The sequence below is a fragment of the Aminobacter sp. J41 genome (assembly GCF_000526635.1).
Classification (GTDB): Bacteria; Pseudomonadota; Alphaproteobacteria; order Rhizobiales; family Rhizobiaceae; genus Aerobium.
In genome coordinates this window covers 35629-48239 of record NZ_JAGL01000008.1, presented here as the reverse complement: position 1 = coordinate 48239, position 12611 = coordinate 35629, and the positions used below count along the sequence as shown (strand labels likewise).

The window sequence follows — 12611 nt, the reverse complement described above, 5'->3', positions numbered from 1 at the left end:
CGGGCTGCTTCGCATACAATTATGCTCCCCTAGTATGCACGATACCAGCCCGCGCCCGGCGTATTCATTCTGCGCCTCAGGCGATCCGAAATGAGTCCTTGAACTGATCGCGCAGGACGTTCTTCTGCACCTTGCCCATCGTATTGCGCGGCAGTTCGGCCATGACAACGAGCTTCTTTGGCCGCTTGTAACCGGCGAGCCGCTGTTCCAGCGCCCTGAGGATGTCCGTTTCGACGAGTTGGGCACCAAGCTCCGGTACGACGACGGCGATGATGCCTTCGCCAAAGTCAGGATGCGGCACGCCGATCACGGCGCTTTCGTACACGCCGGGGAGGGAATCGAGCTCGGTCTCGACTTCCTTCGGATAGACGTTGTAGCCGCCGGTGATGATGAGGTCTTTGCCGCGGCCGACGATGTGGACGTAGCCGTCAGCGTCGATCTTGCCGAGGTCGCCGGTGATGAAGAAGCCGTCCTTGCGCAGCTCGGCTGCCGTCTTTTCCGGCATGCGCCAATAGCCCTTGAACACGTTCGGCCCGCGCACCTCAATCATGCCGATCTCGCCGGTGGCAAGCAGCGCGCCGGTTTCGGGATTGGTGATGCGGATCTCGACGCCCGGCAGCGGGAAGCCGACGGTGCCGGCGATGCGCTTTCCGTCATAGGGGTTCGACGTGTTCATGTTGGTTTCGGTCATGCCGTAGCGCTCGAGGATGGCATGGCCGGTGCGCTCCTCCCACTCGCGATGCGTCTCGGCAAGCAGCGGCGCAGATCCCGACACGAACAGGCGCATGTGCTGCGTTGCCTCGCGCGTCAGTCCGTCGTGCTGAAGAAGCCGGGTGTAGAAGGTCGGCACGCCCATCAGCACCGTTGCATGCGGCATTGCCGCGAGGATCTGGTTTGTGTCGAACTTCTGCTGGAAGATCATCGAGGCGCCGGAGGCCAAAACGACATTCGTAGCAACGAATAGGCCGTGCGTGTGGAAGATCGGCAGCGCATGGATCAACGTGTCGGAGGCGGCGAAACGCCAGTAGTCGACCAGCGTGATTGCGTTCGACAGGAGGTTGTCGTGGCTCAGCATCGCGCCCTTCGAGCGGCCGGTGGTGCCGGAGGTGTAGAGGATGGCAGCGATGTCGTCTCCGCCGCGCGACGAGGACGTTTCCAGCGGCTGGGCGTTGGCGGCGGCGTCTGCAAGTGTTCCTTCGCCCTTGCTGTCGAGGGTAAGCACCTTCGCGCCTGCCTTGGCCGCGATCGGTGACAGCGCGTCCAGCTTGGCCGGATCGCAGACGAAGATTGCCGGCTCCGCATCCGTGAGAAAATATTCGATCTCGGCGGGCGTGTAGGCGGTGTTGAGAGGCAGGAAGATGCCGCCGGCCTTGACGGTTGCCAGATAGAGCGCAAGCGCCCGCACTGACTTCTCGACCTGAACCGCAACACGGTCGCCGGGCTGCAACCCCTCGGCAACGAGTGCAGCGGCGAGCCGCGAACATTCCGCGGTCAGGTCGCCGTAGCTCATGACCGCGCGCCCATCCTCCTTCAGAAGCGGTGCGTCAGGATTTGCGAGATTGCCAAGAAGTGCGTCGTAAAGATTGCGCGTCAATTCAGATGCTCCCCGGCGCACATTGGCGCCCATCAAGAAAATCGCATGGGGAGCATGCCGACCGGATCGCGATCCGGGACGGCGCAAAGCCTCGTCGCTTGCCGGACGAATGAGCAGACGAACCGGGTTCGCCTGCGCCTTTGTCTCCCCCTTGTCCCTGCATACGATAGGGAAATCGTCGTATGCAAGCGGGCGAGGGAGTTCGGTTACGAGACGGTCTGGCTGATCAGGGACTCGGCGAGTTCCAGCGTGAGCTCATCAAAGTGCGAGATCACCTTCGAGGGCTCGAACTCGCTGACGTGCCGGTCGGTGTAGCCGAAGTCGACGGCAACGACCGGAATTCCGGCAGCCTTGGCGGTGTCTATATCCGTGCGGGAATCGCCCACCATCAGTGCTCGGGCGGGGTCGCCGCCTGCCATTGCGATCGTCTCGGTGAGATGGCGTGGGTCCGGCTTGCGGAAGGGGAAAGTGTCGGCGCCGGCAATCGCCTTGAACAAATGCGTGAGCTCCAGGCGCTCGATCAGCGTCGTTGCGAGCGTCTCGTACTTGTTGGTGCAGATGGCGCAGATGTAGCCCGCCGAATGAAAGCGGTCGATGGACTCGAGGACACCGGGATAGGGGCGCGACAAGCCCGGCATGTTGCCGCCATAGTGCTTCAGGAACGCGGCCTGCAGCTCGTCGAGCTGGGCTTCGAGCAATGGCATTTTCTGAGACTCGAAGGCGCGTTCGATCATCACCCGGCCGCCCATGCCCACGAAGCGGCGCAGCTCCTCAGGCTTTGCCCTGGCCAGACCTGCAAGTTCGAGGCAGTAGTTCAGACTGTCGAGCAGGTCGGGAGCTGTGTCGATCAGGGTGCCGTCCAGATCAAAGACGACGATGGGCTTGGTCATGGAGAAATTCCCTCGGTTGCCGGCAAGACTTGCGATAGCCCGCCCGCAACTGTGGAGCAAGTCTGTCGCTGATCCGCCTTAGTACTTGCCCGGCGCGTCAAAGCTGATAGGACCGGGCCAAAGTTGACGTTTTACGGGGCCGACCATGGACGCCAGGCAATTGAAGATCGAAGCAGCTCGCGTTGCGCTCGAGCATGTCGAAGACGGCATGCGCTTGGGCATCGGCACTGGCTCAACCGCCGAGGAATTCGTGCGCCTGCTCGCGGTGAAGGTCCAGGAAGGCCTCAGCATAATCGGCGTGCCGACCTCCGAGCGCACGGCAGCCCTCTGCCGCGAACTCGGCGTGCCGCTGTCGATGCTTGAGGAGACGCCGGAACTCGATCTCACCATCGACGGTGCCGACGAGATCGACCCGCAGCTCGGCCTGATCAAGGGCGGCGGCGGTGCGCTGCTGCGCGAGAAGATCGTGGCCGCGGCGTCGGAGAAGATGCTGGTGATCGCCGACGCCTCCAAGCTGGTCAAGACGCTCGGAAAGTTCCCGCTCCCGATCGAGGTCAACGAGTTCGGCCTTGGCGCCACGAAGATCGCGATTGCGAAGGCGGCGGCGAAGCTTGGCCTGGAAGGTCCCCTCGAAATCCGAATGACGAACGGCAAACCGTTTGTTACAGACGGTGGGCATCTGATCATCGACGCATCTTTTGGCCGTATTCCCGACACAAGAGCGCTGTCCGATGCACTGCACGCCATTCCGGGTGTGGTCGAGCATGGTCTATTTTTGGGACTGGCCGACGCGGCGATCGTCGCGGAAGCTGGACGCGGTGTGAGAACGGTTCGCGCCGTCGCATGAACACAAAGGGAGTTACCTCCATCATGAAAATCGTCAAAAGTTCCCGTCGTCTGGCCGCGCTCGCAGGAGCGCTGGCGCTGCTGACCGTTGCGCAGCCGGCCTTCGCGCAGGAAATTTCCGACAGCCACCTTGCCGCCGCGCGCACCGCGATCGGAGCGCTGGGGGCGACCGCCGAGTTCGACGTGATCCTGCCGCAGGCCGCGCAGGCACTGAAGACCGAACTGATCCAGAAGAATCCCGACATGCAGGCCGACATCATCGAGATCGTCGACAAGACCGCGCTGTCGCTGGCCGCTCGCCGCGGCGACCTCGAGCGCGAGGCTGGTCTCGCCTACGCCCGTGTCTTCACCGAGCAGCAGCTCAACGAGATCGCGACCTTCTACCAGTCCGAGACCGGCAAGAAGCTGATCTCCGACGGCGCGATCGTTATGCGCGAAGTCTACCGCGCTGCCGAGATCTGGCAGAACGGGGTTGCCCGCGACCTCGCCCAGCAGGTTGCAGCCGAGCTGCAGCAGCGTTTTGAAGCTGCGACGCCTGCTGAAGGCGGCGAGCAGCCGGCCCAGCAGTAACAAAGCCTAGCCTACCGGAGCCGACATGACCGATTTCGACTATGATCTGTTTGTAATCGGCGGCGGTTCCGGAGGTGTGCGGGCCGCGCGCGTTTCCGCCTCGCTCGGCAGACGCGTTGCCATCGCCGAGGAATATCGCTTCGGCGGCACCTGCGTCATTCGCGGGTGTGTGCCGAAGAAGCTTTTCGTCTACGCCTCCCAGTTCCCCGAGCATTTCGAGGATTCGGCCGGATACGGCTGGACCGTCGGTGAAACCAGTTTCGACTGGAAGACGCTTGTCTCCAACAAGGACAAGGAGATCGCTCGGCTGGAAGGTCTCTACCGGCGCGGGCTGGAAAACGCGGGCGCCGAGATCATCGAGAGCAGGGCAGTGATCGAGGGGCCGAACACGGTCCGTATCGTCAAGGACGGTCGCACCGTCACTGCTCGCTACATCCTGATTGCGACCGGCGGCCGGCCCAATCCTCACCATGCGCTGCCTGGCAGCGAGCACGCGATCACCTCCAACGAGGCGTTCAATCTTGAGAAGCTGCCGAAGTCGATCCTGATCGCCGGCGGCGGTTACATCGCGGTCGAGTTCGCCAACATCTTCCATGGCCTCGGCGTCGAGACGACGCTGATGTACCGCGGCCTCGAAATCCTCGGCCGCTTCGATATGGACCTGCGCCGTGGGCTGCACAAGGCAATGGTCGACAAGGGCATCGACATCCTGACGCAAACCACTTCCAGTGGCATCGAAAAGCGTTCGGACGGCATGCTGGAGGTCAAGCTTTCGGGCGGCGGATCCAAGGTGGTGGAAAGCGTCATGCTGGCGGTCGGTCGTACGCCGAACACCGAGGGCCTCGGCCTTGAAAAGGCAGGCGTCGAGATGGGCCCGGTCGGCGAGATCGTGGTGGACGAGTACTCGCGCACCAATGTCGAGAGCATCTACGCCCTCGGCGACGTGACCAACCGGGTGCAGCTCACCCCGGTGGCGATCCATGAGGCGATGTGCTTCGTCGACACGGTTTTCAGGGACAAGCCAACCGCTCCGGATCATGAAGCGATCCCGACGGCGGTGTTCTCGCAGCCGGAGATCGGCACGGTTGGTCTCAGCGAGGACGAGGCGGCGAAGACCTACGAGGAACTCGAAATCTATCGCGCCGAGTTCCGTCCAATGCGCCACACGCTCTCCGGCCGTCAGGAAAAGATGATCATGAAGCTGGTGGTCGATGCCGGCACGCGCCGGGTTCTTGGCGCGCATGTGCTCGGCGTCGATGCCGGCGAAATGGCGCAGCTTCTTGGCATCGCCGTGAAGGCGCGCCTGACAAAGGACGACTTCGACGCGACCATGGCGGTCCACCCGAGCGCCGCGGAAGAACTGGTCACCATGTACCAGCCTTCATACCGCGTACGAAATGGTGAACGCGTCGGCTGAACCTTGCGTCAGCCAGGGGTGGCAGAAAACCGACATCTGGTGTATTGGGGCCGCGTCCCGAGATGAACACGGGGCTGGCGCGGGCGCGACATGCCCTATTGCGGTATTGGATGCAGACATGACTACTAAATGGTCCCCCAGTTCTTGGAGAAGCAAGCCGATCAGCCAGGTTCCGGCATTTCCGGACGCTGCGGCGCTCGCCGAGACGGAGCGTCAGCTTTCGACCTATCCGCCGCTGGTCTTTGCAGGTGAAGCACGCAAGCTGAAGAAGCAGCTCGCGGCAGTCGCCAATGGCGACTCCTTCCTTCTGCAGGGCGGCGATTGTGCCGAAAGCTTCGCCGAGCACGGCGCAGACAATATCCGTGACTTTTTCCGCGTCTTTCTGCAGATGGCGGTCGTCCTCACCTATGCAGGCGCGCAGCCGGTCGTGAAGGTGGGCCGCATCGCTGGTCAGTTCGCCAAGCCGCGTTCGTCGGACATCGAAACCAAGGGTGACGTGTCGCTGCCAAGCTACCGCGGCGACATCATCAACGGCATCGAGTTCGACGAGAAGTCGCGTACGCCCGACCCGACCCGCCAGGAAATGGCGTACCGCCAGTCGGCGGCGACGCTCAACCTGCTGCGCGCCTTCGCGCAGGGCGGTTACGCGAACCTCGAGAACGTGCACAAGTGGATGCTGGGCTTCGTTGCCGACAGCCCGCAGGCAGAGCGCTATGGCGCCCTGGCGAACCGGATCACTGAGACGATCGAGTTCATGCGCGCGGTCGGCATCAGTGCCGAGAGCAATCCGGCGCTGCGTGAAACCGACTTCTACACCAGCCACGAGGCGCTGCTTCTCGGCTACGAGGAAGCGCTGACCCGCGTCGACTCGACCTCTGGCGACTGGTACGCGACCTCCGGCCACATGATCTGGATCGGCGACCGCACCCGCCAGCCAGACCACGCCCATGTCGAGTACTGCCGCGGCATCAAGAACCCGCTCGGCCTCAAGTGCGGTCCGTCGCTGACGCCGGATGGCCTGCTGCAGCTGATCGACCTCTTGAACCCGGAGAATGAGCCGGGCCGCCTGACCCTGATTGCCCGGTTCGGTGCGGACAAGGTGGGCGAGCACCTGCCGAAGCTGATCCGCGCAGTGCAGAGGGAAGGCCGCAAGGTGGTGTGGTCCTGCGATCCCATGCACGGCAACACGATCACCGCTGCTGGCTACAAGACCCGTCCGTTCGAGCGGATTCTCCGCGAGGTACAGGCGTTCTTCGACGTCCACCACGCCGAGGGCAGCCATCCGGGCGGCATCCACGTCGAAATGACCGGAAAGAACGTCACCGAATGCACGGGCGGCGCACGCGCGATCCGTGACGACGAACTGGCCGATCGCTACCATACCCACTGCGACCCGCGCCTCAATGCGGACCAAGCGGTTGAACTTGCGTTTCTGGTTGCCGACCTGCTCAAGAAAGGCAAGGCTGGCCAGCCGCAGAAGGCGGTCAATCTTTGATCGCAGTCTCACAGAATTTCACGAAGGCGCGGAGCAATCCGCGCCTTTTTTGTTGAACGCGAAGCCGCGCTTCGTTCGGCAAAGTTGAACGAAGTGTAGATGATCTCCGGCCTGTCGCCTCCGCGCGCGCGGACTATATTGAGGCAAAGGAGACGCACATGCCTGCAATGCCCAGCCTCTTCATTTCCCACGGTGGGCCCAACGTGGTCACAGACGAAAGCCCGGCCCGTACCTATCTGATGGGCCTCTCTCACCTGCTTCCGAAGCCGAAGGCCATTGTAATTGTCTCTGCGCATTTCGAGACCGGTGGCGTCGCCGTAGTTACCGACCCGGCGCCGGGAATGATTTATGATTTCGGTGGCTTCGCGCCTGAACTTTACGAGATGGTTTACCCCGCTCCCGGTTCTCCGGAACTGGCGGAGCGCGTCATCGGCATGCTCGATGGGGCAGGTTTCGCGCCGTACCCGCTCGAAAAGCGCGGCTATGACCACGGCGCCTGGACGCCGCTGAAGCTGGCATTCCCTGACGCAGATATTCCTGTCGTGCAGGTGTCGATCGACCCGAATCGTGACGCCGCCTGGCACTACGCGCTCGGCCGTGCGCTGGCTCCGCTGCGCGAGGAAGGCATTCTCCTCATCGGCTCCGGTCACATCACCCACAATCTGCGTGCGCTGTTCCCGGTGATGCGGCATGGGAACGAGCCTGATCCGGAGCTGACGGAAAAGGTCAACGCTTTCACCACCTGGTTTGCCGAGCGCTTTGCCGAGGGTGACCGCGAGGCAATCCTCGACTGGAAGAACCGCGCGCCGTTCCCGGCAGAAAACCATCCGACTGACGAGCATCTGATGCCGATTTTCTTTGCCTACGGCGCTGGCGGTGACAGCCCGCGTGTCGAGCGCGCGCATTCTTCGATGCAGTACGGCTTCTTCGCCTGGGACTCCTATCTCTTCCACTGAGAGGGCGCGTTCTTCCCGTGTTGGCGATGCCGCGAGACTGCGGCATCATCGGGCCGGGAGGACACTCATGGTTCCATTCGAGAAGATTCGCGCCCGCGCCGCGGAGCGCAAGGGCGGCGAGGACGTGCTGGCGAGCCTGCTGCCGCCGACGCCCGCCAATGAAGCCCTTCGCAGTCTGCCGGACAGTCGCGTGCTGTCCACCATGGCCCAGCGCGTATTCTCCGCTGGGTTCGTCTGGCGTGTAATCGAGGAAAAGTGGCCGGGCTTCGAGGAAGCCTTTCTCCATTTCGAGCCGAAGGCCCTGCTGTTCCAGCCGGATGACTTCTGGCACGACCTAACTTCGGACAAGCGCATCGTGCGCAATCCGCAGAAGATCATGTCCGTGCGCGAGAACGCGGCCTTCGTCGACCGAATCGCGAAGGAGCATGGCAGCTTCGGCAATTTTCTCGCCTCCTGGTCGGCAGACGACCAGATCGGCCTGATGAACGTGCTCGCAAAGCAGGGTAGCCGGCTTGGCGGCAACACCGGCCAGTACGTGCTTCGCTGGCTCGGCTGGGATACCTTCGTGCTCTCCCGCGACATGGTTGCGGCGCTGCGCGATGCCGGCCTCGACATCGCCGAAAATCCAACGTCGAAGAAGGATCTCGCAAAGATCCAGGTGCAAATGAACGCGTGGGTGAACGAAACCGGCCTGTCGCGTGCGCACCTCTCCCGCATCCTCGCCATGTCGATCGGCCCGAACGCTCCGGCGGAGGAACTTGTCCGCTATACCGGTGACTGATGCGGCGGACCATTGCCGCGCCGACAGCGCCGCGCTACACGCTTGGTCATGACCAAGAGTGCACCTGACAGTCTGACCATTGCCGTAGCGCAGTTGAACCCGATTGTCGGCGACATCGCCGGCAATCTTGCTCTCGCCCGCAAGGCGCGTGCCGAGGCGGCCGCACAGGGGGCGGACCTCGTTCTGTTCACCGAGCTTTTCATCGCCGGCTATCCACCGGAAGACCTCGTCATCAAGCCGGCCTTCGCGCTTGCCTGCGAGCGTGCAGTCGAGGAGTTCGCTGCGGACACGGCAGATGGTGGCCCGGGCGTCATTATCGGCACGCCGCTGCGCCGCAAGAGCGGGCTGCACAATTCGGTGCTGGTGCTCGATGGCGGCAAGGTGGTCGCCGAGCGCTACAAGATCGACCTGCCGAACTATGGCGAGTTCGACGAAAAGCGGGTGTTCCAGGCTGGACCGGATGTTCCGGGACCGGTCAACTTCCGCGGCGTGCGCATCGGCCTTCCGATCTGCGAGGACATCTGGGGTGACCTCGGCGTCTGCGAGACGCTAGCAGAGAGCGGGGCGGAAATCCTGCTCGTTCCGAACGGCTCGCCCTACTACCGGGGCAAGCTCGACGTGCGCCACCAGGTCGTCCTGCGCCAGGTGATCGAGACGGGCCTGCCGATGCTCTACGCGAACATGGTGGGCGGACAGGACGAGCTGGTTTTCGACGGCGCGTCCTTTGCCATCAACGCGGATCATTCGCTCGCCTTCCAGATGGACGAGTTCGAGACCGGCTGCGAACTGACGCGCTGGGAGCGGACGGGCGAGGGCTGGCGCTGCGTGCCGGGCCGCATTGTCCGCACGCCGGAAACGGAAGAGGCGGACTATCGCGCCTGCATGCTGGGCCTGCGCGACTACGTCAACAAAAACCGGTTCAAGGACGTCGTGCTCGGCCTGTCCGGCGGTCTGGATTCATCGATTTGCGCAGCGCTCGCCGTCGATGCGCTTGGCGCGGACCGCGTTCGCTGCGTGATGATGCCCTATCGCTACACGTCCGACGCCTCTCTTAAGGACGCGCAGGACTGTGCCAAGGCGCTCGGCGTGCGCTACGACGTCGTGCCGATCTTCGAGCCAGTCGACGGCTTCATGAAGGCGCTTGCGGCGACCTTCGAGGGGACAGAGGAAGGTATTACCGAGGAGAACCTGCAGAGCCGTGCCCGTGGCACGATCCTGATGGCGATCTCCAACAAGTTCGGCTCGATGGTCGTCACCACCGGCAACAAGAGCGAGATGTCGGTCGGTTACGCCACGCTCTATGGCGACATGAACGGCGGCTTCAACCCGATCAAGGACCTCTACAAGATGCAGGTCTATGCCCTGTCGCGCTGGCGCAATGCCAACGTGCCGGCGGGCGGCCTCGGGCCGTCGGGCATCGTCATCCCGCAGAACATCATCGACAAGCCGCCTTCAGCGGAACTCCGCCCGGACCAGAAGGACCAGGATTCGCTGCCGCCCTACGAGGTTTTGGACGAGATCCTCGAATGCCTCGTCGAGGGCGAGATGGCGGTCGACGACATCGTCGCGCGCGGGCATGACCGCGAGCTGGTCCATCGCGTCGAGCATCTGTTGTACGTTGCGGAGTACAAGCGCCGGCAGGCGGCTCCCGGCGTGAAGATCACCAAGAAAAACTTTGGCCGCGACCGCCGCTACCCGATCACCAACCGGTTCCGCGACCGCACCTGACACCGGGAGCGGCACTGCCGCTTCCGCTACAGAAGTACCAGAGATGACCGTAACCGTCCGTTTCGCCCCGTCGCCGACCGGCCACATACACATTGGCAACGCCCGCACGGCGCTGTTCAATTGGCTGTTCGCGCTGAAGCACAAGGGCCGCTTCATCCTTCGCTTCGACGATACGGACGCGGCGCGTTCGAAGCAGGAATATGCCGACCAGATCCAGAAGGATCTGCACTGGCTGGGCATTCGCCCCGACATCATCACGCATCAGTCCGCCCGCTTCGACACCTACGACGCGGCGGTGAAGCGGCTGAAGGAAGCGGGGCTCCTCTATCCCTGCTGGGAAACGGCGGAAGAGCTGGAGCGCCGGCGCCGCCTGCGCCTGTCCCGCAAGCTGCCGCCGGTCTATGGCCGCGAGGCGCTGAAGCTGACGGACGAGCAGAAGGCCGCCTACGAGGCTGAGGGCCGCAAGCCGCACTGGCGCTTCCTGCTCCCAAACTTCGCGGAAAACCCATTTGAGACGCAGCGTACCGAGGTTGTCTGGGACGATGTTGTGCGCGGGCCGCAGACAGTCGACCTGTCGTCGATGTCCGACCCGGTACTGGTGCGCGAGGACGGGACGTATCCCTACACGCTGCCGTCGGTGGTGGACGACATCGAACTTGGCATCACCCATGTCATTCGTGGTGACGACCACGTCGCCAATACCGGTGTGCAGATCGCGCTGTTCCGCGCGCTCGGCGCGCTACCGCCGCAGTTCGGTCACCACAATCTTCTCACGACGGCCAGCGGCGAGGGGCTGTCGAAGCGTTCCGGCGCGCTTTCGATTCGAAGCCTTGCCGAAGATGGCATCGAGCCGATGGCTGTCGCTTCGCTTGCCGTGCTGATTGGCTCGTCCGAGTCCGTCACGGCCGTCCGTTCGCTCGAGGAACTTGCCGAGCGTTTCGATCCGACCGCTACATCGAAGTCGGCCTCAAAATTCGATCCGGCGGAGCTTCAGACGCTCAACAAGGCGTTGCTGCACGCAATGCCCTTTGCCGAGGTAAAAGAGCGCCTCGCGGCTCTCGGCGTTTCCGGCGCAAAGGCCGAGCCATTCTGGATGGCCGTGCGCAGTAACATCGAGCGGCTGTCCGACTGCGTTGCCTGGTGGCGCATCGTGACGGAGGGACCCGAGAAGGTCGTGTTTTCGGACCAGGACAAGGCGTTCCTCGCCACGGCCTTCAACAATCTGCCGGCCGAGCCGTGGGACAACATGACCTGGAAGATCTGGACCGACCGGTTGAAGGAGCTGACGGGCCGCAAGGGCAAGCAGCTGTTTATGCCGCTGCGCCTTGCCCTTACAGGGCTGGACCGTGGTCCTGAGCTGGCTGAGCTTCTTCCGATTCTGGGTCGGGAAGGAACGCTGGCCCGACGACCCTGATTGGACGCTCGCGACGTGGCGGGCCGGACGACTCGACCGGCTCCTCCTCGCCAAAGCTCGTCTCTTCGACGACTTCTTCGCCCTCTGGCTCAGGTTCCACGGCAGGCTGCCCGAACTCCATCACCGAACCCTTTAGCTCGGACGTGACGCCGTTAGCTTCATAGCTTCCGCCGATGATCGTGTAGCCGCGTGCTGCCGCGGCCGCGGCTTGTGGGGAGCAGGTGCAGCCCTGCGGCGGCCGCACGTCCGGGTTCTTGTATCGGTAGGCAAAGTGCATCTGCGTGTACGGCATTCCCGTCCTGGCCGAGACCATCCGGTCGGTCTCTTCATGCGGCACGTGGTGATAGTAGAGCTCCGTTTCGACACCGGGGCACATACTGGCGCAGACATATTCGTCGCGTTTGAAGGCTTCGGCCGAGACCGACCAGGAAATCGGAAAATAGTAACCGTCGCAGGTGCGCACGCACATCGTGCGCAGATTGCCCCTTGGTCGGCGCGGCGCAACGGCTGCCTGTTTCCTCTGGGCCGGTCCGGGCACCTGCTGTTCGCGTGCCGGTGCCTTTGACTGCTTGGGAACCGATACCGGGGTCGTATCCGGACGGCAGTCGTTCGACTGCAGCGCTCGCAGGATGCGATTACGCTCCTGCTGGCTGCCGCCGCTGCCGAGTTTCGCGCGGATACGCTGCAGGTCGGCGAGATTCTTTTCCATGCGCGCCAGCGCGCCGCGCACCTGGCCGCAAACACCGCTAACGACGCTCAGCCCGATCGTGCAGCTGTTCTGCTGCAGCTGCGCCCGAGCCTTGCGGATCTGTTCCTGCTGGCGGGCAATCGCGGCGTCGTATTTGCGGATCTGCGAAGTCGAGCCTGCCTTTCCGGTCTTGGGCAGGGCGGCGAGCTGCGCCTCAAGCTGCCGGCACATG

Annotated in this window: 11 protein-coding genes; 8 read left to right on the top strand and 3 right to left on the bottom strand. The window is 63.4% G+C overall.

The features are described from left to right. Positions 1-76 precede the first annotated feature (76 nt). Both L630_RS0107750 and L630_RS0107745 read right to left on the bottom strand, forming a co-directional pair. On the bottom strand, positions 77-1594 hold the full coding sequence (locus L630_RS0107750) for a malonyl-CoA synthase (protein ID WP_024847697.1): 1518 nt from the start codon (positions 1592-1594) through the stop codon (positions 77-79). Between the two features lie 206 nt (positions 1595-1800). After that, positions 1801-2484 carry a phosphoglycolate phosphatase gene (locus tag L630_RS0107745; RefSeq protein ID WP_024847696.1) on the bottom strand — a complete coding sequence of 228 codons (684 nt, stop codon included), beginning with the start codon at positions 2482-2484 and terminating at the stop codon, positions 1801-1803. A 145-nt stretch (positions 2485-2629) separates the two neighbouring features. Between L630_RS0107745 and rpiA the strand changes: the two genes are divergently transcribed. The 8 genes from rpiA (at position 2630) to gltX (ending at position 11691) form a co-directional block, all read left to right on the top strand. Then, positions 2630-3331 carry a ribose-5-phosphate isomerase RpiA gene (gene rpiA / locus L630_RS0107740; RefSeq protein ID WP_024847695.1) on the top strand — a complete coding sequence of 234 codons (702 nt, stop codon included), beginning with the start codon at positions 2630-2632 and terminating at the stop codon, positions 3329-3331. Between the two features lie 23 nt (positions 3332-3354). After that, positions 3355-3900, top strand: coding sequence for a DUF2059 domain-containing protein (locus L630_RS0107735; RefSeq protein WP_024847694.1), 546 nt, complete (start codon positions 3355-3357; stop codon positions 3898-3900). Between the two features lie 25 nt (positions 3901-3925). Next, complete coding sequence (gor, locus tag L630_RS0107730) at positions 3926-5317, top strand: glutathione-disulfide reductase (protein ID WP_024847693.1); 1392 nt, start codon at positions 3926-3928, stop codon at positions 5315-5317. A 118-nt stretch (positions 5318-5435) separates the two neighbouring features. Beyond that, entirely contained in the window at positions 5436-6812 is a 1377-nt protein-coding gene (locus L630_RS0107725) for a 3-deoxy-7-phosphoheptulonate synthase class II (protein ID WP_024847692.1), read from the top strand. Positions 6813-6970: 158 nt separating this feature from the next. Continuing rightward, positions 6971-7768, top strand: a complete 798-nt coding sequence (locus tag L630_RS0107720; RefSeq protein WP_024847691.1) for a class III extradiol ring-cleavage dioxygenase — start codon at positions 6971-6973, stop codon at positions 7766-7768. Positions 7769-7835: 67 nt separating this feature from the next. Continuing rightward, a complete protein-coding gene (locus L630_RS0107715) occupies positions 7836-8549 on the top strand; it encodes a DNA-3-methyladenine glycosylase I (protein ID WP_024847690.1) in 714 nt (237 codons plus the stop codon). Positions 8550-8597: 48 nt separating this feature from the next. Further along, complete coding sequence (locus L630_RS0107710) at positions 8598-10277, top strand: NAD+ synthase (RefSeq protein WP_024847689.1); 1680 nt, start codon at positions 8598-8600, stop codon at positions 10275-10277. 43 nt (positions 10278-10320) lie between these two features. After that, a complete protein-coding gene (gltX, locus tag L630_RS0107705) occupies positions 10321-11691 on the top strand; it encodes a glutamate--tRNA ligase (protein ID WP_024847688.1) in 1371 nt (456 codons plus the stop codon). Here gltX and L630_RS0107700 read toward each other — a convergent pair. Beyond that, positions 11609-12610 carry a DUF2865 domain-containing protein gene (locus L630_RS0107700; protein WP_198019537.1) on the bottom strand — a complete coding sequence of 334 codons (1002 nt, stop codon included), beginning with the start codon at positions 12608-12610 and terminating at the stop codon, positions 11609-11611. The two genes, gltX and L630_RS0107700, sit on opposite strands and share 83 nt — an antisense overlap. Between the last annotated feature and the right edge of the window lies 1 nt (position 12611).